Source organism: Fretibacterium fastidiosum, from assembly GCF_000210715.1.
GTDB lineage: Bacteria > Synergistota > Synergistia > Synergistales > Aminobacteriaceae > Fretibacterium > Fretibacterium fastidiosum.
Window position 1 is genome coordinate 674,921 of sequence record NC_021038.1, and the last position, 25,547, is coordinate 700,467.

Annotated in this window: 21 protein-coding genes and 1 pseudogene; 6 read left to right on the top strand and 16 right to left on the bottom strand. The window is 58.7% G+C overall.

Annotation, left to right across the window (positions count from 1 at the left end):
* Positions 1 to 27 precede the first annotated feature (27 nt).
* Positions 28 to 213, top strand: coding sequence for a GNAT family protein (locus tag SY1_RS02965; RefSeq protein WP_208872657.1), 186 nt, complete (start codon positions 28 to 30; stop codon positions 211 to 213).
* A gap of 63 nt (positions 214 to 276) precedes the next feature.
* On the opposite strand, the gene SY1_RS02970 is transcribed toward SY1_RS02965, so the two are convergent.
* Together SY1_RS02970 and SY1_RS02975 are read right to left on the bottom strand one after the other, a co-directional pair.
* Positions 277 to 879: a hypothetical protein gene (locus tag SY1_RS02970; RefSeq protein WP_015556130.1), complete on the bottom strand. Its 603-nt coding sequence runs from the start codon at positions 877 to 879 to the stop codon at positions 277 to 279.
* Positions 872 to 2,005, bottom strand: coding sequence for an AAA family ATPase (locus tag SY1_RS02975; RefSeq protein ID WP_015556131.1), 1,134 nt, complete (start codon positions 2,003 to 2,005; stop codon positions 872 to 874). Before SY1_RS02975 ends, SY1_RS02970 begins: the two co-directional genes overlap by 8 nt.
* 237 nt (positions 2,006 to 2,242) lie before the next feature.
* Here SY1_RS02975 and SY1_RS02980 point away from each other — a divergent pair.
* Positions 2,243 to 3,043: pseudogene (locus SY1_RS02980) on the top strand (IS5 family transposase).
* A 171-nt stretch (positions 3,044 to 3,214) separates the two neighbouring features.
* Here the strand turns inward: SY1_RS02980 and SY1_RS02985 are convergent.
* Positions 3,215 to 5,191, bottom strand: coding sequence for a S9 family peptidase (locus SY1_RS02985; RefSeq protein WP_015556133.1), 1,977 nt, complete (start codon positions 5,189 to 5,191; stop codon positions 3,215 to 3,217).
* Between the two features lie 659 nt (positions 5,192 to 5,850).
* Between SY1_RS02985 and SY1_RS02990 the strand changes: the two genes are divergently transcribed.
* The 4 genes from SY1_RS02990 (at position 5,851) to SY1_RS03005 (ending at position 10,047) form a co-directional block, all read left to right on the top strand.
* Positions 5,851 to 8,514, top strand: a complete 2,664-nt coding sequence (locus SY1_RS02990) for a collagen-like triple helix repeat-containing protein (protein WP_208872658.1) — start codon at positions 5,851 to 5,853, stop codon at positions 8,512 to 8,514.
* A 123-nt stretch (positions 8,515 to 8,637) separates the two neighbouring features.
* Positions 8,638 to 8,796, top strand: coding sequence for a hypothetical protein (locus tag SY1_RS02995; RefSeq protein ID WP_208872659.1), 159 nt, complete (start codon positions 8,638 to 8,640; stop codon positions 8,794 to 8,796).
* Positions 8,793 to 9,668: a RhuM family protein gene (gene rhuM / locus SY1_RS03000; RefSeq protein WP_015556134.1), complete on the top strand. Its 876-nt coding sequence runs from the start codon at positions 8,793 to 8,795 to the stop codon at positions 9,666 to 9,668. The genes SY1_RS02995 and rhuM overlap by 4 nt, the downstream gene beginning before the upstream one ends.
* Positions 9,669 to 9,867: 199 nt before the next feature.
* Positions 9,868 to 10,047 (top strand): hypothetical protein, encoded by a 180-nt coding sequence (locus SY1_RS03005; RefSeq protein ID WP_015556135.1) that lies wholly within the window; start codon positions 9,868 to 9,870, stop codon positions 10,045 to 10,047.
* A gap of 162 nt (positions 10,048 to 10,209) precedes the next feature.
* Here the strand turns inward: SY1_RS03005 and SY1_RS03010 are convergent, their stop codons facing one another.
* From SY1_RS03010 to SY1_RS03070, 13 genes are all read right to left on the bottom strand, one after another.
* Positions 10,210 to 11,724: an FAD-binding protein gene (locus SY1_RS03010; RefSeq protein ID WP_015556136.1), complete on the bottom strand. Its 1,515-nt coding sequence runs from the start codon at positions 11,722 to 11,724 to the stop codon at positions 10,210 to 10,212.
* Positions 11,721 to 13,727: a TRAP transporter permease gene (locus tag SY1_RS03015; RefSeq protein ID WP_208872660.1), complete on the bottom strand. Its 2,007-nt coding sequence runs from the start codon at positions 13,725 to 13,727 to the stop codon at positions 11,721 to 11,723. Before SY1_RS03015 ends, SY1_RS03010 begins: the two co-directional genes overlap by 4 nt.
* 292 nt (positions 13,728 to 14,019) lie before the next feature.
* Complete coding sequence (locus SY1_RS03020; protein WP_015556137.1) at positions 14,020 to 14,766, bottom strand: SDR family NAD(P)-dependent oxidoreductase; 747 nt, start codon at positions 14,764 to 14,766, stop codon at positions 14,020 to 14,022.
* Positions 14,767 to 14,776: 10 nt separating this feature from the next.
* The gene (locus SY1_RS03025; protein ID WP_015556138.1) at positions 14,777 to 15,781 is read right to left on the bottom strand and encodes a TAXI family TRAP transporter solute-binding subunit; all 1,005 of its coding nucleotides are present in this window, start codon (positions 15,779 to 15,781) and stop codon (positions 14,777 to 14,779) included.
* Positions 15,782 to 15,877: 96 nt separating this feature from the next.
* On the bottom strand, positions 15,878 to 16,828 hold the full coding sequence (locus SY1_RS03030; RefSeq protein ID WP_015556139.1) for a Bug family tripartite tricarboxylate transporter substrate binding protein: 951 nt from the start codon (positions 16,826 to 16,828) through the stop codon (positions 15,878 to 15,880).
* Between the two features lie 43 nt (positions 16,829 to 16,871).
* Complete coding sequence (locus SY1_RS03035; RefSeq protein ID WP_015556140.1) at positions 16,872 to 18,371, bottom strand: tripartite tricarboxylate transporter permease; 1,500 nt, start codon at positions 18,369 to 18,371, stop codon at positions 16,872 to 16,874.
* Positions 18,372 to 18,383: 12 nt separating this feature from the next.
* Positions 18,384 to 18,911, bottom strand: a complete 528-nt coding sequence (locus SY1_RS03040) for a tripartite tricarboxylate transporter TctB family protein (RefSeq protein WP_208872661.1) — start codon at positions 18,909 to 18,911, stop codon at positions 18,384 to 18,386.
* A 91-nt stretch (positions 18,912 to 19,002) separates the two neighbouring features.
* Positions 19,003 to 20,163, bottom strand: a complete 1,161-nt coding sequence (locus tag SY1_RS03045) for an amidohydrolase family protein (protein WP_208872662.1) — start codon at positions 20,161 to 20,163, stop codon at positions 19,003 to 19,005.
* Positions 20,164 to 20,186: 23 nt separating this feature from the next.
* The gene (locus SY1_RS03050; protein ID WP_015556141.1) at positions 20,187 to 21,476 is read right to left on the bottom strand and encodes a TRAP transporter large permease; all 1,290 of its coding nucleotides are present in this window, start codon (positions 21,474 to 21,476) and stop codon (positions 20,187 to 20,189) included.
* Positions 21,473 to 22,021, bottom strand: a complete 549-nt coding sequence (locus tag SY1_RS03055; protein ID WP_015556142.1) for a TRAP transporter small permease — start codon at positions 22,019 to 22,021, stop codon at positions 21,473 to 21,475. The genes SY1_RS03050 and SY1_RS03055 overlap by 4 nt, the downstream gene beginning before the upstream one ends.
* Positions 22,022 to 22,119: 98 nt before the next feature.
* Positions 22,120 to 23,109, bottom strand: coding sequence for a TRAP transporter substrate-binding protein (locus SY1_RS03060; protein WP_015556143.1), 990 nt, complete (start codon positions 23,107 to 23,109; stop codon positions 22,120 to 22,122).
* A 66-nt stretch (positions 23,110 to 23,175) separates the two neighbouring features.
* Positions 23,176 to 24,468 (bottom strand): nickel pincer cofactor-dependent isomerase, group 22, encoded by a 1,293-nt coding sequence (locus SY1_RS03065; RefSeq protein WP_208872664.1) that lies wholly within the window; start codon positions 24,466 to 24,468, stop codon positions 23,176 to 23,178.
* A gap of 41 nt (positions 24,469 to 24,509) precedes the next feature.
* The gene (locus SY1_RS03070) at positions 24,510 to 25,505 is read right to left on the bottom strand and encodes a hydroxyacid dehydrogenase (RefSeq protein WP_208872665.1); all 996 of its coding nucleotides are present in this window, start codon (positions 25,503 to 25,505) and stop codon (positions 24,510 to 24,512) included.
* Positions 25,506 to 25,547: the final 42 nt, after the last annotated feature.

Sequence of the window (25,547 nt, forward strand, 5' to 3'; positions counted from 1 at the left end):
TAGGTTCCCCTCTTTTTGGTCCTTGACATGGGGACCACTATAGACAACTGGCTGATGCTGAAGCGCGTGGAGATATCGGTCTTCACGGACAACGGACGGGCCGTCCGCCTGTACGAGTCGCTGGGGTTTGTCGTCGAGGGGACGAAGCGGTATGCCGCCGTCAAGAACGGCGTCCACGCCGACGAGTACCTGATGGCACGCTACGGGAAGTAGCGGCGGTTTCTTTGCAGAAAAAGCCGGCCCGCTCGAACGGAGGACCGGCTTTTCTCAAGTTTGTCATGCGCTCGATTTCCTCTGTCTCTCATGCTTATCGAGCGAGTCACAAAATCGACCAAATTCCGTACACGCGTCCCGAACCGATTGCGGTGCGTCATCGCATCTCGCGTCTCGGCTACGGCACTCGGTATACTTTTCAAAAAACCTTTTGCCATAATGGCCCGCTTTGGCTTTCTTGTATCTTTGCTTGTAGTCCTTGATCTCGTCGACTGCTTCTTCTCCATCGATCCAGGCAAACCACGTTTCGATATTCCTTTTGGGAACAAGACACAAAACCCGATCCTCTTTGCAGATTTTCGGTAGTCCCCTGGAGTGCAGCTCCTCATTCCACTGTTTTACGCGATCCGACAGATTGGGATCGTTTTTGTCCGCGTCGCTTACGAGCACAAGAAAAACATTCTCACGGTTTTTACGAATCTTGTCCAATGCCTCGGGCAAACGTTCTCTCACATGTCCCTCAGCGGAGCGGGCTCCGTCGACCAACGGATAGGTGTCGAATTTCCTATCGCCGATCCCTAAAGACTTAAAAAATGTGCGTACGAAATAGTTGTGCTCCTGATCCTCACAGAGTATGAACACTCGATATCTAGAAAGGTCAAGCATTGTCGCACTCCTCCCACTCCATCAGGCGGAGCTTGTCGACGAGGGGGTCGTCATCGTCATCGGTACGCCGCTCGACGACCACTTTCGGCGGAGTCCCCTCCAGAGAGAGAATCATTGCGTTTTTATTGTGCCAATTCAACGTCCGGGGATTATGCGAGATGATAATAAATTGTATGTCCCGCTCCTCCCAGGCGTCGTTCATCGCCTCCAGCCAAGGCTGTAGCTCGCTAAGAGCCAAAAAGTTCTCCGGTTCGTCGATAAGCACGGTGCTTCCGTTGGGGATATTGGCGAGGATCGAGTAGAGCGCGAGAAGGGTTTTCTGACCGTCCGACAGCTCATTGAATTCGATATCGTTTTCCCTTCCGTTGAACTCAACCTTCACGGCAAGCGCGTGCCAATCGCCTTTTTTGATGTAGCGGATATCGACAAGGCCGGGGATGAAATATTTCGACTGCTCAACGACCCTAGCTTGTCTCATGAGCTGCTGAGTTGCACGCAGGAAACGCCACGCGGCAAAGTTTTCTCCGTACAAGGCAAGAGTTTCCATCGGTTTTTCCACATCCTGCTTCATCAGCGCGGGAACGAGGTGAAACGCATACAGCGACGCAACCTGCTTGCCAAATCTCCGGATTCGGCTGTTGTTGCTCGAACCGACGACCAAGCCGGAGCGCTTCCAGTCACTTCTGAAGGCTAGCTTTTTCTCGTCGTCCGTGAACATTTCTATTCTGCCTTCCTGAAATCGCAACAACAACGCCTCACCCAGCCGAAGCGACTCGTGTTGAACCCTGGAGATTTTTTCCAGGAAATTGTACCGAACCGTCAAATCATAGATGTAAAGCGGCTGTTCATCAGATTCAATCTCAAGCTTGACAGACATTTCTCCCCAGCCGTTCTCCTCGGTGCACCACCTACAAAACGTGCGGAAAGGAAAGGCGTCCTCCACCGAGCATGCGATGGTGTCCGAGTGATCGGGTATGGCGAGAAATCGCGTCAGGGCGTAGACGATTTCAATGACAGACGTTTTCCCGCTGCCGTTTGGGCCGCACAACAGATTGACCCCACCGTCCAGTTCAAGAGCAAAGTTACGAAACAACTTATAATTGTGGATCTCCAATTTCCGGATCATGCGTATCCCACCTCCTGACATACCTCGTAGCGTCAGTTATGCAAAGAAAACGCTGATTGAATCTATGAAGTATCCCAATGGTACCCCAATAGTGGTCCCCATGTCAAGAACCCCAAAAAGGAAGAAGAGTTTAGGGTGTGTCATCGATTGACGAAATATGGACAGCGACAGTAAAGAAAGTAGCCTCTAGGTTGAAGTTAGGTGAACTTATAATTGTCAGGGGAGAAAAGCACTCAGATGACACGCCGTTACGCTTTGCGGGATGACCAATGGGAACGCATCAAGGATTTTCTGCCGGGACAACCCGGCTATGTTGGTGCCAACGGCAAGGATAACCGCCTTTTCGTTGAAACGGTCTTATTCCGTTATCGGGCCGGAATCCCATGGCGAGACCTTCCTGAACGTTTCGGAGATTTTCGCGTCGTCCACACTCGCTTCTCCCGGTGGTGCAAGAGCGGAGTCTGGAAACGTATCTTCGAGACGTTGGCGGAAGACGCCGACAACGAATATGCCATGATTGATTCGACCATTGTCCGCGCTCACCAGCATAGCGCGGGGGCAAAAAAAGCAGCCCGGATGAGGAAGCCATTGGTCGCAGCCGTGGAGGTCTCAGCACCAAAATTCATGCGACGGTTGATGCGCTGGGAAACCCCACAAGCTTTTTACTGACGCCTGGCCAGGCTCACGATCTTGCAGGAGCGGATCAGCTTTTGCCCGAAGTAAGGGCGAAAACGGTAATCGCGGACAAGGGTTACGATGCTCAAGAACGGGTTATCGGCCTCTTGGAGAAGTCCGGGAAGAAAGCTATTATCCCGTCTAAGAGCAATGCAAAAGAACCGCGTATTTTCGATGAGCGGGATAAAGACCTTTACGGAGCCCTTCAATTTGATTGAGATTGATTGAGGACTTTTTGCACGCTTGAAACAATATCGAGCAATAGCAATAGCAATACGTTACGACAAGAGAGCTGTTCATTTCCAGAGCGCTGTTTATCTCGCCGCTATTATTGTGGTATGGCTTATTTGTGACACGCCCTAAGTTAACCTATCTTCAACCTGGGATCTACTTTACTGGCTCTATCCAAATTTTGTCAATTGATGACACACCTCAGTATAGCACCAAGCGCCTGCTGAAGCTGAAGTAGGGCGAAAATCGAAGGGGCGGGCGCCGAAGCACCCGCCCTTCTTTCTTAAAGCGCTCTTAAAGCGCTCACACCCTCTCCTTCAGCCACCTCGCGATCTCCTGCAGCCGGGCCAGGCGCGGCTGGGGTCGGCCTGAGCGGGATAGTTCGTGGTTCTCGCCCTTGAAGACGCACATGCGGGACTCCACACCTCCACGCTTCAGTGCCGTGAAGAGTTGCAACCCCTGCCCCAGGTCGCAGCGGTGGTCCTCGTCGGAGTGGATGACGAGCGTCGGCGTCCTCATCTGGTTGGCGTACTTCAGGGGCGAACGGTCCCACAGGGTCTCCACGCTGTCCCCAACGTCCGCTCCGTGCTGGTCCGGGTCGAAGTAGTAGCCGATGTCGGTCATGCCGGTCATGGAGACCCAGTTGCAGATGCTGCGCTGGGTCGCTGCAGCGCGGAAGCGGTTGGTGTGCCCGATGATCCAGTTGGTCATGAAGCCCCCGTAACTGCCGCCCGTCACGCCCAGGCGGTCGCCGTCCACAAAGGGCAGGGTCTGAACGGCCCAATCCACGAAGGCCATCAGGTCTTCGTAGTCCACGGTCCCGTACTTGCCCCGGATGTCGTCAAAGCCGCCGCCCTTGCCGTCGCTGCCCCGTGGGTTGCAGAAGAGGACGGCGAACCCCTCCGCTGCCCAGCACTGCATCTCGTGGACGAACACGTCGCTGAAGGTCGCCTTGGGGCCGCCGTGTATGTGCAGGATGGCGGGGTACTTCTTCCCCACCTCGAAGCCGATGGGGCGCATGTACCAGCAGTCCAGCCCATCGGGCGTCCCGTTCTCCAGTCGGACGTACTCCGGGACGCTCAGGTCCGTCCCCTCGAGGGCCGCCGTGTTCAGGCCCGTCAGGCGCCGCTCCGCGCCGTCCTCGATCAGGTAGAGCTCCTGCAGGGAGAGCCCTTCGAGGCCCACGACGACCGCGCGTCCGTCCTTCACGTCGAAGTCGTCCACGCTGCGGAGCATCCGCGTGACCTGCACGACCGCGCCCTGCGCGTCCACGGTCGAGAGGCGGGAGCGCCAGCCCTCCGTGGAGATGAACCATGCCTTGTCCCCGTCCACGAGGAAGCTCTCCCCGATGGGGCCGATGCCGTACCGGCAGTCGCAGATGATGGAGTTGTGCAGGCTGCGATCCCAGTCCGGGGTCAGGCAGCGGGGGGCGGCGCCCTCCCGCGCCATGAAGAACCGCTTGTTCTCGTTGAGGCCGTGGCGCTTCATGTCCGTGCCCGCCAGCAGGACCTCCCCCTCGAAGAACGCGGCGCAGCCCCAGGCGTACTGCCCCTGCGGCAGGCGCTCCTTCAGGGTCTTCGAGCTCAGGTCGATCTCCCAGACCCCCGTGGTCAGCGGCATGACGTCCTCGTAGTCCACCCCCGTAAGGAGGACGCGCGTTCCGTCCGGCGACGGGCGCACCTGTCGGACGTCCATCGTCTCCGGGGTCAGGTCCTCCAGCTTAGAGCCCTCCAGGGTGAGGAGCGAGAGGCGGGACCTCTGCTGGGCCGTGAAGCCCTTGCCGTTGGAGTTGAAGGGTATCTGCTGAAAGACCATGTAGTCCGCGTCCTCGAAGCGCTCGCCCTTGCGGGGGTCCGTGGTCTTCAGGAGGAGCCTGCCGTCCCCCAGGTCCCACAGGGCCGTGACCGTGCGAGGCAGGGCGGCCAGGAAGCGGGCCTCGCCTCCGGCAACGTTCATGCGGTAGAGCCGGGAGTCCCTGGGCGCGTCCGGGGCGGGTTCGGGCTCTCCGGGCTGAGGGCTGCGGCCGCTGACGAAGATCAGGTCCCGCCCGTCCTGCGACCAGCAGAAGGCCCGCTCCGTCCCGGAGAAGGTCAGCTGGGAGGTTTGGGCGGACGTCAGGTCGCAGAGCCAGAGGCAGGAGAGGTAGCGGTTGCCCTCAAGGTCCCCCTGGTGTACGGCGAAGGCCGCCTTGGCCCCATTCGGCGAGATGCGCGGCGAGGAGATGAAGCGGTACTTCATGAGGTCGTGAAACTGAACGCGATTGAGCTCGTTTTTCTCCATAGTGTCGTCTCCCTCATCGTGCGCCCGGTCCTGCGGACGCTTTCTTTTTATCCTGCATCCCTACATCAAAAAGACGGCCCGCATCGCCTCGTTCGCCGGCCGTCGTCCCCCGGCGGGACGCTCGTGATTATTATACCGTTTCGGAGGGGCCGGATGCGGATGGATCAGGCGTTCGTTTGGCGCGTCGCGTCGGAGTTTCAGGCTGCGATCCTGCGGCGTGTGCCCTATGGACCGGATCAACGGGAAAGCATCCGTCCGATCCCATTCAGGTAACGTTGAACGTCAGACAATTTAAGGGATCGTTGACGCAACCTTGGGGGGACGGCGGGCGCGGGCCCCAAAACCGCAGTAAATAAGGAGAGCGCCAGGCAGGGACGGTTTAGAAAGACAGCGATTCCTTAAAATGCTTGCATTGCTTGCATTTTTTGTGGACTTCTGGTACTTTACGTTTGACCCTGTGTGTGGCGGGCGTTTTGTCTGCGTCGTGGTTCGTTTGGCTGGTGCCCGTTCGCGCTGTGGGAACGTCGGGGCCCTGGGGAGGTGAGCGAGGCGTCTTGAGACGTTCGTGAAGGGGAAGGTGACAAGGGGGTCGGGAGTTTTGTTTCAGGGAGTCAGGGTTTGGATCTGCTTTTTTGTGAGTTTGTGAGGAGGATGAGAAGATGAATTTGAACAGGAAGTTTTTGCGCACGGCGGCGCTGGGGGCGATCCTTGCCCTGGCCTTCGCCGGGACCGCGCTGGCGGCGATTAAGACGTGGACGGGTGGAGGGACTGATCCTCATAAGTGGGATGCTGATGATAACTGGACCCCCAATAAGCCGGGGGACACCGACACGGCGATCATCAGTACGGACGCCACGATCACAACGCTTGATGCTGATGCCTCAGTTGCTATTCTGGGGTTCGTGGAGGGGGGTAAACTGACCGTTAATATTGCTGCTAATAAATTGACGGTCAAAGGAATCCAGGTCGCGGAGGCCCCAGAGGCCACGTTGCGTGTTGCGGGTAACCCCGGTAACTTCGTCTGGGGCGATGCAGGCAGTTCTCCCGTTAAAATTCTAGAAGGTTCGAAGCTCATCCTTCAAGCTGCTGCTCCCCATAAAGTCACAGGCGTAGCCGGCCCCCTGACCCTCTCCGGCGCGGGCACGCTGACTCTGAAGGCTCCGGTGGCGACGGTCAATGCCCTGAAGATCGAGAACGGCGGCACGCTGGTCGTGGACGTCGATGACGCCCTGCCGGCCCTTGCGGCAACGGGTCTGAATAACATCGCCAAGGGCAATCTCGTGGTCAATGCGGAGGACTTCGGCAGCGCCGCCACGGTTCTGACCCTGAAGGATGGCAACCTGACGCTGAACAATCCGATGAAGGAGGCCCTCAAGACCGTGGAGGTCTGGAGCGGCGACCTGGTTGTTGCGGAGGGCGTCGAGATCGGCAACCCGCTCACTCCGACCGGTGAGCTGAAGCTGGGATCTGCCGCCGACAAGGTCGGACATCTTAAGCTCAACGGGGACATGACCCTCGCGAAGCTGGCGACGGAGGACACCGCAAACACGATCACGGTCGCGAGCGGCAAGACCCTGATCATCAAAGAACTTACTGGTGATAACCTCAACGCCGAGGTGACCGGGAACCTGAAGCTGACACTTGCGGATACCAAGACAGGCACCCTGAACAAGAACGTCCAGGGAAAGGTCGAGTTCGTGGCTCCCGCCGGCGGCGGAACTGCGACCCTGGCCCTCGCTGCGGACGTGACGGTGAGCTCGGTCGATTTTACGGCAGCGGCCGAGGGCGATACCTTTAAACTGGAGCTTAACAAGAACGAGATTGGAACCCTGAGCTTCGCGAAGACGAACAACGGCCTGGTGGTCAAGAGCGGTGGAGCTGCGGATACGGAGAACACAATCCACTTCCTTCAGCCTGCCGCTGACGCCACGCTGGAGCTTGCGGGTGGCACTCGAGCTCTGGTGGTCCGGGACGGAACGAAGGACGCGAACTGGAACGTGAAGGTGGGCGGAACCGAGACGTTCAGGGTGAAGGGCAGGAACCTGCTCTCCGGGACGGTCAAGGTGACGCTCGCGAATTTCAGCATCCTGACCCTGCCCAGCGGGGAGTTCCCGAATCTGGAGTTGAGTGCCGTCAACCCCGCCAACCCCGCGACGATCGAGGTCGACGCGGCGACGCAGAACCCGGTCCTGAAGGTGAAGAAGATCGACGTCGTTGCTAATAAACTGCTGAAGATGAACCGTCCCAAGACCTGGTGGAAGAGCCTGGCGGCGGGCGATACGGTCGAGTTATTGAAGGCCGAGGATGTGACTCTGAATGCCAATAGCAAGATCGAGGGCGATCCTGCTGACGACGCTGTGGCGACGATCGCGTGGGATGGCGCGAAGGCGCTGCTCCTCACGGCGAAGGGCGATCTTATTAAGGTCCCCGAGCTGGTGGCGAAGGTGACGGGCTCGGGGAACGAGCGCGTTGTAGACGTCACGGTCTCGAATGACGTTGATGTGGATGCCGCTTCTTGGCGCGCTGAGCTTTTGAGCGTTGTCGCTCCGGGCCCCGTCACGTTTACTTTACAGCCTGGGGCCACCGCGAAGGCCGCGTCCTTTAAGGTGGAGGTGGGCGCCGGTTTCACGAGCGGGACCCTGAGGGTGTACGCCAAGAACCAGGTCGTGCCAAATTTTGAGGGCTTTGTCGACGCCGACCTGAATGCCGTTCCCGGCGGCGGCGGCGGTGGCGGTGGCGGCGGCGGCGGTACGCCGGGTACGCCCGCGGCCCCGAGCATCGAGCCGAGCAGCTGGGAGACGACGAGCACCAGCGCCCCGGACGCTCAGGGGAACGTGACCGTCCAGCTCGCGGCGACGCTGAAGCTCGAGGGGACGCCGAAGTCCCTGGATGTGGTCGCCTCCGGGATGAAGGAGAAGCCGAAGGCCGAGCTGCTGGATGGCAGTGGCAAGGTCGTCGTGAGCTCCATGCCGGTGGTCAAGGCGAGCGCGAAGAGCTACAAGCTGAGGCTGACGTGCAAGACCACGAAGGCCGACATCGACTCGGGCAAGGCGGCGATCGAGAAGGTGCTGGTGGCGACGGACGACGGCAAGGTCCATCCGATCAAGGTGGGCAGGAAGCTGAAGGATATCGCCAAGCCGGGCGGAAACCCCGGGCAGCCTGGTACCCCTGGTAATCCTGGTAATCCTGGACAGCCCGGTAATCCCGGGCAGCCTGGTAACCCCGGAGACTCCAAGAAGAGCTCCGGTGGCGGATGCGACGCTGGGTTCGGTGGACTGGCGCTGGCCCTTGGCGCGGCGTTCCTTCTGAGGAGGAAGGCATAACCGCGGATAGACGCCAGCAAGTGACCCGGCCCTTCCTGGGCCGTCGGAGGGGCTGAGCCCTTTCTCAGAAGCTGAGCTCTTTCCTCGATAACCTGACGGCCCCCTTGATGGGGGCCGTCTCAATTGTTGACGCAGGAGGGCCGGCGGGCAACGGGGAACGACGCAAGAGAGAAGATCGACATTGTGAAGCTCAATGCAGAGATTGAGAAAATTGTTGCGCGCGAACAGGTCCTCCGTGACGAAATTGAGAAGATTATCGCGGAAATCGAGGTGGACAGATGAAAAAAGACGAGCGCGAAATCAGCATCGTCCGTTCCTCCGCTGCGGAATACCTCACTTTTATTACCGCTACCGGAGAAAGCGACGTAAACGCGGTGTACTTTGATGAAAATGTGTGGCTGACGCAAAAGATGATGGGGCTTTTGTATCATGTGGAAACCCACACGATCAACTATCACCTGAAAAAAATATTTGCCGATGGCGAGATCGACGAAAGCTCAGTTATTCGAAAATTTCGAGTAACTGCCGCAGACGGCAAGAGCTACAATACCAATCACTACAATTTGAGCGCCATCATTGCCGTGGGCAATAAAGTGGACTCACCCCGTGCGGTGCAGTTTAGAAAATGGGCGAACCGTATTATTGAGGAGTTTACCGTGAAGGGCTTCGCGATGGATGATGAGCGCCTGAAAAACGGCGGCACCGTCCTGACGAAGGACTATTTCAGGGAACAGTTGGAGCGTATCCGTGAGATTCGTCTTTCGGAGCGTCGGTTTTATCAAAAAATTACAGACATCTATGCCACCAGCATTGATTATGACGCCAAAGCGGAAACGACAAGGCTGTTTTTCGCACGGGTGCAGAATCAGCTTCATTGGGCCATTCACGGCGAAACGGCGGCGGAGACCATCTATCGCCGTGCCGACAGCAGCAAAGAGCACATGGGGCTGACCACCTGGAAGGATGCGCCAGGCGGCAAAATACAGAAATTCGACGTGGTGATGGCAAAGAATTATCTGACGCAGGAAGAGCTTTCCGCAATGGCGAGAATCGTCAACGCCTATCTGGACTTGGCGGAATTGCGGGCCGAGGAAGAAGTCCCCATGACCATGGAGGATTGGGCGGAACAGTTCGAGGGGGTCCCCTCCGGCTGAGCAGAAAGGAAATCCTGGTTCATGCGGGGAGCATTTCCGCAAAAATTGCCGAACGGCACGCCCTGACCGAGTTTGAAAAATACCGCGTCCGGCAGGACCGGCTGTATCAAAGCGACTTTGACCGAATGCTTCTTGAGGAAGCAGCGCCAGGTTTGCCGGCAGCTACCGAAACGGAAACCGAAAAAGACGGTGAGAGCGAATGAGCAGACTGGATGAATTGATTCAGGAATACTGCCCCGAAGGGGTGGAGTTCAAGCCGATCCAAGAGGTATATCAAAGGCTAAGGGGCACTCCAATTACTGCGGCTAAAATGGAAGAGATTGAAAAAGCCGATGGAGATGTTCGCATTTTTGCGGATGGCAAAACAGTCATTGTATAGTGGTCCTCTATTTGGGGAGCACTATATGAGGAAAGGAAGAAGAAACATGTAATTGATAATTACAGAATACTGGAGAATATCGTAAGGGGCTTCTTTGGCGGAGCCGCGATCCCGCGGCACAGGCGACGTCGGGCTGCCGTCTGTGCCGCAGGGGCGCCTCTCTCAAAGGGTGAACTCCCGCTGAAACGCCGGATCGGTCTCCGGAAAGTCCAGGCGGCTGTGGGTCCCGCGGCTCTCCTTGCGGTTCAGCGCCGCTTCGGCGATCGTCAGGATGGCCAGCGCGGACTGGCGCGTCAGGTCGTCCCGTGCCGTCACCGGCTCGTCCAGGATGGCCTTCACGGCGGAGCGGGCCGCCTCCAGGTCGGGGCCGTTCCGGTAGATTCCCAGGGCGTGGGCGGCGATGCCTCGCAGCTTCGGCAGGACCTTCCCGCGCAGGGTTGCGTCCTGAGTACATCGCAGAGGGTGAGGGGAGATCGCGCGGTCCAGGCCGCCTTCCTTTGCGATGCCCTCCGCGCAGAGGAGCCCCGAGAGCACGGCCTGGCTCGCGGCGTTTCCAGCGCAGCGGCAGGCGCCGTGCAGCCCGCCGCAGGCCTCGCCCACGGCGTAGAGCCCCTGGACGTCGGAGCGATAGTCGGCGTCGACCCGAATGCCTCCGGAGAAGCTGTGGGCCATGGGCCCTACCTCCAACAACTGTCGGTTGGGGTCGCAGCCGTTCTTCATGAGGCGGTCGTAGAACCAGGGATAGGATTGCAACACCGCGCGGTCGATGTGGCGCAGGTCCAGAAAGACGCCGCCCCTGGGACTGCCCTTGCCGCTTTGGACCTGCTTCCAGGCCTCGCGGTTGATGAGGGACTTGGGCGCGCCGCCCTCTCCCTGGGGCCGGACGGACAGAAGGAAGCGCTCACCCCGGGAGTTCAGAAGGTGTCCGCCCTCCCCCAGCATGGCGGTGGGGGCCGGCTCGCCCACCGTGCCCGGCGGGTCCATCATGACCATGGGCTCAAACTCCAGAAACTCCATGTCGATCATCGTGGCTCCGGCCTCTTTGGCCATCCCCAGGGTGTTGCCCTGGACGTCGCCCGGATAGGTGGTGGGGCCAAGAAGGCCGCCCACGCCGCCCCAGGCTGCGACCGTCGCTGGGGCGTAGACGTTGTGCGGTTCGCCGTCCTGCAGGACCGTGAACCCCTCGATGCGCCCGCCCCGCGTCAGGAGGCCCGCCACCGGACACCTGCGATGGACCTCGATGCCCGCCGCCTCGAGGCGCGTCAGCATGGCCTCCAGGATCTCGGCCCCGATGAGCCGGGTGGTTTGGCAGAGGGAGCGGGGGTGCGTGTGACCGGAGACGTGGCGGCGCTTGAGCGTCCCGTCCTCGTTGCGGGCGAAGGTCACGCCCCAACGGCACAGGAGCTCGTAGCCGTCCGCCGTCCGGCTCGTCATCCGACGTACCGTTTCCCGATCGGCGATGTCGTAACCCGCGTGCAGCATGTCCGTGCAGTACAGCTCCGGGGTGTCGCCGTAGGGGTTGTCCGGCAGGACGAAGTTGATGGCCGCGATGAAGGGCGTCCCTCCGAAGCCGTTTGCGTAGAGGGCGATGTCGCGCACGCCCAGCTCGTGGAGGCGGGCTGCTGTGGCGAGGGCGGCCAGGCCGCTGCCCGCGATGGCCACGCTGTGCCGGCTCATTCGGAAGTCCCCCCTTCCGTGAGGGCGCGCTTCCGCTTCAGGGAGTTGACGGCCAGGACCGTGACGCCGAGGACGGCCCCCACGACGGAGCTGACGTACTCCGGGGCGATCAGGCACAGGGTTGCCACGAACAGCAGCGCGCGCTCGATCACGTTCAGCTCGCCCTTGAAGTAACCGGCCACGACGACGGCCAGGAAGAAGGTTCCGGCTCCCAACTGAAGCGTCGAGATGGCGATCTCCGCCACGGAGCCCTGAAGCAGGATGGCGGGGTTGTACACGAACACGAAGGGGACCATGAAGCCGACCATCGCGAAGGTGAAGCCCTTCATGCCCGTCTTCATGGCGTTGGCCTCCGCGATGCCCGCTGCGGTGTAGGACGCCACGCAGACGGGCGGGGTGATCTGAGCCATGATGCCGTAGTAGAACACGAACATGTTGGCGCAGAGCCTCGCGACGGGGCCGCTCATGCCGCTGGCCAGCAGGATGGGCTGGATGCAGGGCACGAACAGGATGGCGCCCACCAGGTAGGCGGCTACGGTGGGCAGTGCCATGCCCAGGATCATGCAGCCGATCATGGCGATGCTCAGGGCGAGGAACAGGTTGCTGGTCCCCAGGGCGCTGATCAGGTTGGAGAGGTTGGTGGCCAGGGAGGTCTGCCCCGTGACGACGTTGATGATGATCCCGCACGCCGCCGTTGGGATGGCGATGCTGGCGGCCTGACGCGCGCCGTCCATGCAGCAGGCGGCGAGACCTCTGAGGTTGATGTAGTCGTCCCGGTTGAAGAAGCGGTTGAGGACGTTGCAGGCGATGCAGGCGAAGATGCCTACCATGCCGGACCGCATCAGCGAGGCGCCGCGGATGATCCAGACCACCAGGAGGATGGCCGGTATCAGCAGGTAGAGGCGGGGCAGGATGGCCCGCTTTATCTGGATGGTCGCGTCCACGTTGGCGTTGAGGTGGGAGGCGCGCCTGGCGGCGAGGCGGTCCACCAGGACGAACACCGCGAAGTAGTAGGCCAGCGCGGGGATGATAGCCGACGCCGCGACGCTCATGTAGTTGACCCCCAGCATCTCGGCCATGATGAAGGCGCCGACGCCCATGATGGGCGGCATGATCTGCCCGCCGGTGGAGGCCACGGCCTCGACGGCTCCGGCCTCCTCCGGGGCGTAGCCGATCTTCTTCATCATGGGGATGGTCATGACCCCTGTGGTGGCGACGTTGGCCACGGCGGAGCCGGAGATCATGCCCATGAGGCCTGAGGAGAGCACCGCGGCCTTGGCCGGCCCCCCTGCGGATTTGTTGGACACGTTCATCCCCATGTCGATCAGGAGCTGGCCGCCGCCTATGGTGGAGAAGAACGCTCCGAACACGATGAAGTAGAACAACGTGCTGGCGCTCGTATAGAGGGGTGTGCCGAACACGCCGCTCTCCGTCATGGTCATGCCCGCGGTGAACTGGTTCAGGAACTTGAGAAAGCTCTTCGGCTTCGTGTAGAGGATGCCGGGCAGGTGGGGGGACGTCCAGGCGTAGAGGATGAAGACGGCGATGAAGGCGGCCAGAGTCATCCCAAGCGTCCTGTACACCGCCACGAGGAGCAGCCCCACGGTGACGATCATGCAGGCGTAGTCGATGCCGTAGACGGGGGAGATGCTGACCACGTAGTCGGTCAGTCGGGCGTTCTGGGTCAGGGCGTACCACAGGAGGTAGGCGATCCCCGCGAAGGCCGGGAGGTCCAGCCAGTTGGTCCAGGCGTAGCGGTTGAGCTCCGTCGGGTCCGGCGCGTGGCCCTGGGATTCCGCGGCCTTCCGCACCTTTTTGCGGTGGTTGTGGTCCGCAGGGAAGTAGATGAAGACCAACGTCAGGGCGAACACCAGGTGCAGCGGGCTCTGCAGCATGGGGGGAAACTGTTTCACGAGGGCGATGTAGAGCTGAAACGCAAAGAACGCCGTGGTGACGACGACGGCGGCGACGGTCCGCGGGGCGATCTTCTTATCGGTACTCAAGTCGCTCACTTCCTTACTTGTAAGGATTTTAGGGAAACACTGATTAAGTCGTTGAGAACTGTCAACCGTATGTTCTCTATATTTAGTGTCTGAAACTTCATCAGGCCGCGCGAAGCGCGTGGGGATTGGGGCGTAGCCCCATGTTAAAATTTTAAGGAAGCGCTGAAGGATACCCTTCGCTTGATACTCCTTGATTGTTTCAACAACTTTTGAAGATTAATCAGCGCTTCCTTAATAATGGGGAGCCGGGGTGAGCCCGGCTCCCCGCACTGCGCCGGCATGGAGCGCAGGGTCAGTTCATGTACTTCCCGCCGTTGACGTTGATGGATTCGCCCACGATGAACGTGGACATGTCCGACGCCAGGAAGACGGCCACGTTCGCGACGTCCGCCCCACAGCCCAGCCGCCGGACGGGGATGGACTTCAGGACCTCCTCACGGTACTCCGGGATCCACTGCCTCGTCATATCCGTCTCGATGGGGCCGGGGCAGATCGCGTTGACGCGGATTCCGAAGGGCGCCAGGTCCCACGCCAGCTTCTGCGTCAGGGAGTTGATTCCGGCCTTGGAGACGCCATAGGGAAGGGCGGCGTTCGGGTGTGCCGTCTTTCCGGCGGAGGAGGACAGGTTGATGATGCAGCCGCTGCGCTGCCTCAGCATGTGAGGCACCACGCACTTGCACGTGCAAAAGGCGCCCGTCAGGTTCGTTCGCAGCACGCGCTCCCACTCCTCAAGGGAGAGGTCCGCGAAGGGGGTCCGGCTGTTGACGCCGGCGTTGTTCACCAGAACGTCGATCCGGCCGAAGGCGTCCAGGCAGGCCGCCGTCAGGCGCTCCGCCGTGGAGTAGTCGCCGATGTCGCCTGCTGCACACTCACAGCGAACACCCGTTGCGCGGATGCGGTCCCGCAGGTCGGGTTGTTCTCGCGTGCCGTGGATCACCACGTCGGCGCCGTTCTCCGCGAAGGCGAGGGCGATGTCCCTGCCGATGCCGCGGGACGAGCCCGTGACGATCGCGGCCTTCCCCTTCAGGAGGCTTTGCATGGCGCCGGAGCTATTCGTCCACCTGGACGCCGATCTCCTTGTAGTATCGGATCGCGCCGGGGTGCAGGGGGGCGCCGTTGAGCTCTTTTCTGGCGGCGGTCTTGAGGTCGAACCAGCCTAGGGAGGCGACGAACTTGGCCATCTCGTCCTTGTTCTCGCAGATGGCCTTGGTCAGCGCGTAGGCGAGCTCCTCGTCCATCGCCGCGGGGACCAGGACGTTCTGCTGTGACCCCATGGTCTTGATGTCCTTGTCCTGCTTGTTCCAGGTGCCGGCCGGCATGACGATGGGGGCGTAGCCCATCTTCTGCATGTTGGCGAGCGTCGCGTCGGAGAGCTGAACGAAGAACATGTCGTGGGTGAGGGCGATCTCGGTGGTGGTGGCCTGTCCCGCGTCGATGTGATCGATGGTCATCTCGTACAGGTCGTCCTGCAGGCCGCTCTTGATGGCGTCGGTGCCGGTCTTTTCCCATTTGGCAAAGGAGTTGAACTCCTCGACGGAGATGCCGCAGGCCTCGATGACGCGCTCAGCCGTCAGCTCCCCAAGGGACCCGTTCTTCTTCGTGACGATCTTGACGGGGTGCTTTTTTGCGATGAGCTCCTCCAGGGTCGTGATGCCCGTCTCGTCCACGAACTTCTTCGTGAACATGACGTTCGTGAAGGTGTGCCCAAGGCCGCCGCCGATGCTGCGGACGTCCTTACAGCCGCCAAACTGATACTGATCGGGCGTGCGCTCGTAGCTCCAGAGGGAGGGGCCGGCGTTGGAGACGATCAGGTCGCAGTCCTCGTTCTGGATCAGCATGGGGGCGCCCACGCCGCCGGGGGAGTTGGTGGTGAGGTCGATGGTCGAGCCCTGGGGCAGGCCCTTCACCAGCACCGACTGGATGGCGGCCGCCACCGAGTAGGCTCCGGTCCCCACCTCCTGGGCCGCAAAGGTCAGGTTGACGGGCTGCGTCAACTCGGCCGACGCAGCGGCGGCAAACGCGAGGATCAACGACAACGCAAGGATCTTCTTCATGGTTCTTCCTCCTTCAAAAAGTAAGACGTTTTTTGCTGCACGCCGCCTCAGTCGGCGGCGAAAATCCGGACCAAACCTTCAGGCCTCCTGCGGGGGTTACAGGAAGGGGAGAAAGCTCTGGAAGAGGTCGCGCTGTTCCTTGAGGTTCTGGACCGTGTCCTCGACGTTGAAGAAGAAGGGGTCCTGATAGCAGTAGTCGTTGACGAGTTTCTTCCACTGCTCAGAGCCACAGACCTTCAGGATGGCGTCGTTCATGGACTTCACCAGGTCGGCCGGCGTCCCCTTGGGCGCCAGGATCACGTACTCCGTGTCCAGCTTCAGCTCCGGGATCACGGCGGAGGCGGAGGGCTGGTCCGGGAGCAGCGTCGGGGCCTTCGACAGGACGGTGCAGAGGCTTCGGAGCTGGCCCTTCTCGATGTAGTCGGCGGCGGTGGAGTAGGGCAGCGACGTGGCGTCGATCGCCTTCCCCAGGAGCGCCGTCAGGCGGTTGGCGCCGTCTCCGGCGTCGATGATGTTGAACTGGGCGTGCCCTAAGTTCGTCAGGACGCAGGCCATGATGTACACGCCGCCGCCCGTCGATATCCCGAACCGGATCTGGCCGGGGTTCGCGATGGAGGCGTCGATGAGCTCCTTGAGGTCCTTGTAAGGGGAGTCGGCCGGGACTACGATGTTCTCTCCGGACTGGATGCCGTAGACGGCGACGGGTTCAAAGGCGGAGTAGCCGAAGTCCACCATCTGAGTGGCCTCGTTGCCGTTCAGCGCGGCCGTGTTGGTGGCGATGAAGGTGTAGCCGTCCTTGCTGCCGTCCTTGTACTGCTGCATACAGGTCGCGCCGTTGGCGCCGGTGACGTTGCTGACGACCACGGAAACCCCCAGGACCTTCTCCAGTTGAGCGGAGAGCTGACGGGCCATGTAGTCGGTGTCGCCGCCGGGCGCATGGGTCACGTAAACGTTGATGGGCTTCGTGGGCCAGTCGGCCGCAAACGAGGCGGAGGCCATGCCCGTGAGCAAGAGGGCGGTGAGGAGCGCTGAAAACGCTTTCTTCATCTTCAAAAACCTTCCTTTCCTGTCCTACAATCGCCTGTTTTCATCAATCGTCACCCTGCGCCGCTTCCTCGCGGGCCGCGTCCCTCATGTTGGCGCGCGCGGAGAAGACGACGACCAGGAGCGTGGCGACGATCAGCACGCAGAAGATCGGGTGATTCCAAAACGGGTCGCTCGAGGTGAGCTGAGAGGCCCGACGCAGGTTCTGTTCAAAGGTCGGGCCGAGGATGAAGCCCAGGATCATGGGGACCGTGGGTATCCTTGCCTTGATCATCAGGTACGCCATCAGCCCGAAGGCCACCATCGTGTAGGTGTCGAAGATCTGATTTGCGTTGCCGATGGCGCCGATGCCGCACAGCACCAGCACCAGGGGCAAAAGGTAGTTCTTCGGCACCTTCAGCACCGAGATGAAGAACCTCATGCCCCACAGCATGAAGAACAGCATCATCACGGCCGCGATCAACATGGCGAAGAAGATGGCGTGGACGACGACGCCGTTCTTCTCGTAGATCAGCGGTCCGGGGGCGACGTTGTGGATCTGAAGCCCTCCCAGCAGCATGGCCGTGACGGCGTCCCCCGGAATGCCCAGGGACAGGAGCGGGATCATGGCGCCGCCGATGGTGGCGTTGTTTGCCGTCTCGGAGGCGACGACGCCGTCGATGATTCCCGTGCCGTACAGCTCCCGATGCTTCGACGTGTTCTTGGACACGGTGTAGGAGATCATGCAGGACACGCCTCCGCCGATGCCCGGCAGGATGCCGATGCCCACGCCGATCAGCGCGGAGACGATGGCGTTCCGGATCTGGCCGAAGAACTCGGCGAGGCTGAAGCCCGCTCCCCGGATCCTGACGCTTGCCTCAACCGTGTAGTCCTGTCTCCGGCGCACCGTTTCCGCAAAGGCCATGACCTCGGAGATGGCGAACAGGCCGATGAGGAGCACCACCAGCGCGAAGCCGTTGTTCAGTTGAAACAGGCCAAACGTGAAGCGAGGGCGCGAGTCGATGGGGGCCAGCCCCACGGTTGCCAGCAGGGCTCCCAGGATGGCGCTGATCAGCCCCTTGGTCATGTCGGTTCCCGTCAGGGCGACGACCATGCTGAGGGAGAACAGGGCCAGCGCGCAGTACTCGTAGGACTGAAACTTGAGGGCAAAGGCACAGAGCACCGGGGCCAGGACGACCAGGATGGCGATGCCGATGAGCGTCCCGATGAAGGAGAACACCACCCCGACGCCCAACGCCTTCCCGGCCTCTCCCCTGTTCGCCATGGGCTTGCCGTCGAGGCAGGTGGCGACGGAGGACGGGGTTCCGGGAATATTCAACAGGATGGCAGAGATCAGTCCACCGGAGATGCCCCCGATGTAGAGGGCCATCAACATCGCGATCCCCTCGGAGGCGGCCATGGAGTAGGTGAGGGGCAGGAACATGACGACGGCCATCGTGGCGGTCAGGCCTGGGATTGCGCCGAAGACGATGCCCACCGCCACGCCGATGGCGATGAACAGGAGGGTGAGCGGCTGGCAGACGGCCAGCAGTCCTTCCATGATCATCCTCTATCCCCCCTACAGCATGAACTCGCCGAACGCGCCCGCGGGAAGCAACACGCCCAGCGTCCGCCGAAAGACGTAAAACAAAAGAAAGCCCGTGATGATCGCCGTCACGGCGGCGGGCAGAAGGTTTCTTCCCCACCGCTCCACAGGGGTGAGGATCAGGATCTGCACGAACGTGTAGGCGACGGTCGCCAGGATAAACCCCGCAGACTCCATGAAGATGACGTAAAGCGTCAGGGCGACGAAACTCGCGATCACCTCACGCTTCTCCAGAAGGGCGCGCCACAGGGATGTCCGCGCCGGGCGGGCGTTCGCCGCCGTGAAGCGCCGGTACTTCAACACCCCTCTGACGATCAGCCACAGGCTCAGGAGCATGAGCGATCCACCCCAGAGCCAGGGAACGAAGCGATTGTTGATGGGCGTCGATCCCAGCCCCTTGAACGCCTGAATGCCCGGAACGTTGCCCATGTAGAACGCGGAGAACAGGGCCAGGATCACGCCGGGAACGATATCCAGCTTATATTGGCCGTCTTTTTTCAAGATATTCTCCTCCCGTTTTTGATTCTATTAAAGTTACAAAATTAATAAACTAGTGATTCGACTTGGAATACTTCCTCTTGTTTAGCTCTATCTAAAAAAACGACTGACGATAGACGATATTACCGTCTTTAAGCGTCATAAGTGGTACAAATACTTTATTGCCTTGGCAGGACCCACCCCACCAATCATAATACACCTCGCTTGTTTTTTGAACGTCCATTAAACAGATATCCGCTGGTTTCCCAACCTCCAAGGTGCCGGCACGGTCCAAAATACCTAGCGCTTTTGCAGGAGTGTAGGTAACAGCTTTGAGGATGTCCAAGTCCTTCATTCCTGCCGCAGAGTTTACGCACAGAGCATGTATCAGAGAACATCCTGGTTTGACGTACATGCTGTTCCTCACGATATCTGAGCTGATAATATCAGGAAAGAAGTCATCACTATATGCGTTTCTCAGATTTTTAAACGACCAGTGAACGCGCCCATGGCAGTTATCCATCCAAATACCTCGATCGCGTGCCTGCCTTAGTATGCTGCGAACCTTATTATCTTTGTTAAAAATAGTTTCTCGGTGCGTTTGCATGACATGCGAAAGGATATCCCCTGTGCGCAGCGCATCCAAGATGGCTTGTAACGTGACATTATCTGGCAAATCGTCATAATGCACGTCTACGATACAGGGAAAACCTCTTGCCGCTTCAACGTTTTTCGCGATTTCAATAGTGCGCAACAGTGGTTTAATGCCAAAGTCACCTAGGGTCGCACGACACATACGGACCTTCAATCCCCGAATGACCTCTGGGTATTTTACAGCCAGCTTTATAATTTCGGTTTCGTTGAAGTCCGCCGGGTTGTGATCCTCATCACGCTGAAGGCCACCATTATGAACGCCATAAGGAGAAACGTGTATATAGGCCAGTACATTTGTGGTATACCGTACAATATTGTAACGATAAAATCCCTCAAAATTTGTCCAGCCGCTGGTGCCTGCGTCCACCGCCGTTGTAACACCCATGGGAATGCACAATAAGTCAGCATTAGCACCAATGTTGCTGTTATTGTAATTCAGGTGAACGTGCTCGTCAACTAATCCGGGGAGGACGTATTTGCCAGAAGCGTCGATAATAAACCTTGCCTCACTCCCTTCATCTGGTGGTGCAATGAAGCCATCTTTGATGCATATGTTCCTCTGGCTGGTTTGCATTGTTTGAAAATCAATGACTATCCCGTTCTTGATAATGTGGTCGTACAAAACTCAACGCCTCTTTTCTGCTTCTAGCGCGCCATCATAAGGCGCGGAATCGTTAGCGCGATCTCTGGTATGAAAGACGTTGCCAAAACCATAAGGTACAAAATGATAACGAAAGGCATGGCGTTTCGACTTAGGGTTGCGATGCTCTGCCCTGTAACGGGCTGTGCCGCGAAAAGGCATAGACCGAAGGGCGGTGTTGCCTGCCCGACGGATAGGTTAAACACGATAATGCACCCCAAGTGTACGGGGTCAATGCCAAACTTTAAAGCTATAGGATAGACGATTGGTGCGATAATTAAAATGATGGGGCCCGCATCCATAACCATGCCAAGGATAAGCAGGAGTATGTTGAGTGCCAGAAGAAATTCCGTCTTTGTAGTGATAGCACTTGTTATGGCGTTAGACAACATAACGGGAATGTTATTACGTGTTAATACGTAAGAGAACAAAGTCGCCGCCATGATGATCAACATAACGTTAGCCGTCGATTTTACGCTTTCAATCGCGATTTGAATCAATCGCTTCAGTTTTAGCTCACGATAGACCCCACATGAGACGAAAAGGCCGTAAATGCACGCTATGGCAGCTGACTCTGTTGGTGTGAAGATGCCAGCGTAAATGCCTCCAAGGACAATAATGGGCATCATCAAGGCCCACATGGCGTCCTTCGTCGCATCAAGAAATGCATTGAAGCGAAAGGGAGCTCCTTTTGGCATTTTATGCCGCAATGCATAGAAATAGGCATATAGACACATGGCTAAACCACCAAGGAGGCCGGGCAGCACGCCGGACATAAGAAGGCGAGCCACAGACGTGTTTGTCGTTGTACCGTAGACAACGAACACGATGCTGGGAGGAATAACAATGCCCAGCGTACCACCGACGACAGGTAACGTTGCAGCATAACCTTTTTTATAGCCATCTTTAACCAGTTCCGGATAGAAGATGGTGCCGATCGCTGCTGTTGTAGCAACGGACGAGCCAGACAAGGCCGCAAAAAACATACAGGTAATGATTGCAACGATGGACATGCCACCACGGATAAAGCTGGTGATAGATTTTGCAAAGGCTATCAGTCGTTTGGCAATACCGCCATGTTGCATGATAGAACCAGCCAGCAGAAAGAAGAATATGGCCAGCAAGGCATATTTCTCGCTGCCAAGTTCCATCTTCTGAGCGAGAAAAGAGAGAGAAATGCCCGGTATTGACAGACATGCAACCATGCTGGAGAGGGCCAAGGACCACACTACGGGGACGCCAATCGCTAGAGTAACAGCGAAGCAAAGAGCAAGGAAAAACATGGAAATGGTCATGATTGCGCTTGCTCCATTTCTTTCTCGGAATTACAAGAAGTTGAAGTGTCGATTCCCATCAATACGCACGTATTTTCAAGAACGTTGATAACTTTATCAAACAGTACCAGCCCAAAGCCCATGGGAAGCCATAAATAAATGTAAAAATAATTTAGACGAATAGAGGAAAGAAACTGTGGGAATTTACGGGCATGTTTCAGCAATGCGAATCCAGAAACGATAAAAACTACCAGGGCTACTATGGACAGCGCATCGGTTAGGATATGGAGGGCGGAGTTAGTCCTCTTATTCTTAAATTTCAGGATGTCGACTTTTGTTTCGCTGTCTGTTTTGACAGCCAGATTTGCGCCAAGCATAATCAAGATGAAGAAGAGAAGAACGCTGACTTGTTCAGACCATGCAAGGCTTGAGTGCAGGACATATCGGCAAAAAACCTGGGCGCCGTTAATAATCACCATGGCTATGACGCCAAAAAGGATCAATATTTTCTGAATAGAGTACAAAAAATTGTCTGCTTTTTTCAGTCTAACAAGTAGCTTGAGCATTCTAAAATAGCCCCCCTTCGCTTCCTCTGTTTTGAATCCCTGATGAGGTACACCGCATCAGGGATATGAACATGAAAGGACGCTGTATATGGACGAGATTACCGAATGTTACGGATGCTCTGCACTAGATCGGCATACTCCGGATAGCTGTTGTATACAGAAGCGGTGGCAGCCTGGAGATCCGCCTTACTGATTGTTTCAATGAAGGAACACTCTTTTTCTTGAATCAGCGTTTTCAATGCATCAGCGTTAATATCTACAGTCGCCTTACGGAAGATAGGTGTGCATTCCTTGGCACAGTTGCGGATCAATTCGAGTTGCTCCGAGCTGACTTTTGAGGCAACTTGAGGGGACATCATGAATACAGCTGGAGTAAAGGCATGTTCTGTCTTGACGATAATGGGATTAACCTCCCAGATGTTGGAGCTTAGCACCTGGGTAAAAGGATTTTCCTCGCCATCGACGGTCCCCTGTTGCAGGGCAGTGTACAGTTCGCCCCAATCCATAGGAACGGCATCAGCACCTAAGGCCTGAAATAGGGCTTGGTGGATCGCAGACTGCATGGTGCGAATACGAAAGCCTTTTAGATCCCCGATACTGTTAATCGGGTGTTTTTTTGAGGTCGTGACGTTGCGGAATCCAAGCCCCCACCATGCTAGAGCCTCTATGCCATTGTCTGCCAAGGCGCTGGTCAATTGGGTTCCGACCTCCCCGTCTAGCGTTTGCCATACGTGCTCATAATCCTCGAACAAGAAAGGCAGGTCAAAAATGGAAACCGTATGGCAGAAGTTTGCTATAAAGGTACTGGCTGCGGGGGCCAGATCGATCGTACCACTTTGGACGCCAACGACGTATTCTGACACGGTCCCCAATTGCCCATTAGGAAAGATATCTACGATAATTGAACCATTGGACCTCTGCTCAAGCACATTCTTGAATTCAGTCATGCAAGTCCCGAAGAGGCTCCCCTCCGGTGTATCTGCATGGGCCAACGTAAGGTGTATCGCGTCAGCAGCCTCAGTTGCAGGACATACAGCAGTCATGAAAGCAATCGCCAAAATTACCGTGCTAAATTTCCATCTTATCATGAGAGTCCCCTCCTCAAGTTTCTACTGTAAATTTTTATGTTGAAATCAGCATGCCAGCATAGGTGCTCACGCAAGGTCCAGCAGGTTCCCTATCCCGTCAAATCGAAGGGGTTGGGGGTCTCCAAGGACCTCCATGCCCTCCGTCGCCCTCGCTTCGTCCATGAGCGCCTCGGAGATCATGACGGAGGCGAGCGACAGCGTGTTCTTGATGTAGACGACCCGGACCCGTGCCCTGTCCACCCCGGTCAGGGTTTTGATGGCTGCCTGGATAGCGAGCCGGTCGTCCTCCAGCACCATCGGGATCTTGCCGACCTCCAGCACCGTGGAGGTGAGCATGTTGAGATAGGTCGCGTTCGTCGCGAGTTTTTCGAAGGCTCGGAGCGTGGTCACGTCCGCCTTCCCCAGGCCGATAAAGCTGCCGTGGCTCTCCTGGGAGATGTCCAGCACCACGACGCGCTGTTTTTTGATGCCGCCCGAGGCGTAGGGGGTGCCGAACGTCCCCGTCACGTTGGGGTCCATGCCGCTTCCGGAAAAGTTCTTGCCGATCTCCCGAACCACCAGGACGTCCGTCTCCGGAAGGAGGATGCGGGGCATCCGCCCCCGCGCGTACTCCAGAAGTTCCGGCTCCCTCGCGAAGATATTCTCCGCGGGGAGGACTTCGATCCGGCACGTTTCGTCAAACTCGTTCTCGATTAGCCCAACCCCGAAGACGACGTTACAGTGGTCAAAGACGACCCGGGCGTACTGTGGAAGACGCTTGCCCATCGCGCCGAAGCCCGACCGATGGAGCGAGTCCGCCCCCTCCCGCTTGCCCATGCCGATTGCCATCATCTTGACGAGGCCGGACTCGTAGGGGCCGCGGAAGGCCGTGTGGGGCTTGATTCGTCCCACCACGATGACGGCGTCGGCGTCGTGGGCAAACCGGTCCACGCACACCTCGTCACCGTTGTCCAGCTGTCCCACCCGGACGGTCTCCATGCTGGAGAAGATCCGGCACCCACAGGCTGCCTCGGTGATGCCGTAGCCCTCCAGGATCGCCATCTGCCCCTCGGCGGTGGCCCCTCCGTGGCTGCCCATCGCCGGGATGATCCAAGGCGTCGCGCCGCACCCTCTGACGAACGCGGCCAGCTCCCGGAGGACGACAGGCATGTTGGAAACCTGGCGGCTGCTGCCCGTCAGGACCACCTTCATCCCAGGCTGGATACGGCGCATCAGGTCCTCGCGCATCAGTTTTCCCCGGAGGCAGGAGGAAACGTCCGAAATCCCGTCCCTCTTGAACCTCTGCCGAACCGTCAGCATTTTCGGGAGGTTCACCGTCCTCAGCACCTCGCGCAACGCAGATTGTTCCTGAATTTTCACGCTGCCGCCTCCTTTTGCGCCGGTTTTGTCGGTGCGACGGCCTAGTCGGCCTCGGCCCAGTCCCTGCCCGCCCAGATCGGGTGGTCGTACACTGATCGGTCCGCCACGTGGGGCCACTTTTTGCCGCTGCAGACGGCGAGGCATCCCCGGACGCACATCTGCGCCATCTTGACGACGGCCTCGCGCGTCTGTGCAGCGGAGTGGGGGCTCAGGATGAGGTTGGGACAGTGCAGCAGGGGGTCGTCCGGCTTCGGCGGCTCGTGGCAGTAGACGTCCGTACCGGCTCCGGCGATGACGCCGTCCTTCAGTGCGCGGACCAGGTCGCCCTCATCGATGATACCGCCGCGACTGCAGTTGATGATGAGGGCCGTCCTCTTCATCGAGGCGAGCTGCCTCGCTCCGATCATCCCGCGGGTCTCGTTGGTCAGGGGCACGTGGATCGTCACGACGTCCGCCCGCTTCAGCAGGTCTTCGTAGTCGGCGCAGTACAGGGCCCCCAGCGCCTCGATTTTGTCACGGCTCAGGAAGGGGTCGTAGCCGATCAGCTTCATGCCGCAGCCCCGACAGATCGTCGCCACCTCGCGACCAATGGCGCCCATGCCGACGATGCCCACCGTCTTGCCCTCCAGCTCAAAGGCCTTGCCAGCCCCTCGAATCTCCCAGTTCCCGGCGCACATCTCGTTCTGTGCCTCCACCAGGTTTTTTGAGAGGGCGAACATCATGGCGACCGCGTGTTCGGCTACGCTCCGATTGTTGGCGCCCGGCGTGAGCACCACCGGGATGCCGCGCTCGCTGGCCTTCTTCACGTCCACGGTGTCGTAGCCGACGCCGGTCCGCCCGATGACCTTCAGCCGCGGGCTGTGCTCAATGGCGTTCGCGTCGCACCTGGCGATGCGGACGATCAAGGCGTCCGCGTCCTGAAGGACGTCGAGGTAGCGGTTGGGGTCCGGATCGTCCGCCACGTGGACGTCGATTGCCCCCATCTTGAGGAGTTCCATCCCCTCAGGACAAAGAGCCTGAGTGAGTACGAATTTCATACCAGATCCCTCGATTCTGCTTTTGCGCTTAATTCAATATTT

What these genes read in the sequence shown, in the direction of transcription:
- SY1_RS02965 (WP_208872657.1), top strand. Translation starts at nt 28, where the DNA reads ATGGGGACCACTATAGACAACTGGCTGATGCTGAAGCGCGTGGAGATA.
- SY1_RS02970 (WP_015556130.1), bottom strand. Translation starts at nt 879, where the DNA reads ATGCTTGACCTTTCTAGATATCGAGTGTTCATACTCTGTGAGGATCAG.
- SY1_RS02975 (WP_015556131.1), bottom strand. Translation starts at nt 2,005, where the DNA reads ATGATCCGGAAATTGGAGATCCACAATTATAAGTTGTTTCGTAACTTT.
- SY1_RS02985 (WP_015556133.1), bottom strand. Translation starts at nt 5,191, where the DNA reads ATGGAGAAAAACGAGCTCAATCGCGTTCAGTTTCACGACCTCATGAAG.
- SY1_RS02990 (WP_208872658.1), top strand. Translation starts at nt 5,851, where the DNA reads ATGAATTTGAACAGGAAGTTTTTGCGCACGGCGGCGCTGGGGGCGATC.
- rhuM (WP_015556134.1), top strand. Translation starts at nt 8,793, where the DNA reads ATGAAAAAAGACGAGCGCGAAATCAGCATCGTCCGTTCCTCCGCTGCG.
- SY1_RS03005 (WP_015556135.1), top strand. Translation starts at nt 9,868, where the DNA reads ATGAGCAGACTGGATGAATTGATTCAGGAATACTGCCCCGAAGGGGTG.
- SY1_RS03010 (WP_015556136.1), bottom strand. Translation starts at nt 11,724, where the DNA reads ATGAGCCGGCACAGCGTGGCCATCGCGGGCAGCGGCCTGGCCGCCCTC.
- SY1_RS03020 (WP_015556137.1), bottom strand. Translation starts at nt 14,766, where the DNA reads ATGCAAAGCCTCCTGAAGGGGAAGGCCGCGATCGTCACGGGCTCGTCC.
- SY1_RS03025 (WP_015556138.1), bottom strand. Translation starts at nt 15,781, where the DNA reads ATGAAGAAGATCCTTGCGTTGTCGTTGATCCTCGCGTTTGCCGCCGCT.
- SY1_RS03030 (WP_015556139.1), bottom strand. Translation starts at nt 16,828, where the DNA reads ATGAAGAAAGCGTTTTCAGCGCTCCTCACCGCCCTCTTGCTCACGGGC.
- SY1_RS03035 (WP_015556140.1), bottom strand. Translation starts at nt 18,371, where the DNA reads ATGATCATGGAAGGACTGCTGGCCGTCTGCCAGCCGCTCACCCTCCTG.
- SY1_RS03050 (WP_015556141.1), bottom strand. Translation starts at nt 21,476, where the DNA reads ATGACCATTTCCATGTTTTTCCTTGCTCTTTGCTTCGCTGTTACTCTA.
- SY1_RS03055 (WP_015556142.1), bottom strand. Translation starts at nt 22,021, where the DNA reads ATGCTCAAGCTACTTGTTAGACTGAAAAAAGCAGACAATTTTTTGTAC.
- SY1_RS03060 (WP_015556143.1), bottom strand. Translation starts at nt 23,109, where the DNA reads ATGATAAGATGGAAATTTAGCACGGTAATTTTGGCGATTGCTTTCATG.
- SY1_RS03070 (WP_208872665.1), bottom strand. Translation starts at nt 25,505, where the DNA reads ATGAAATTCGTACTCACTCAGGCTCTTTGTCCTGAGGGGATGGAACTC.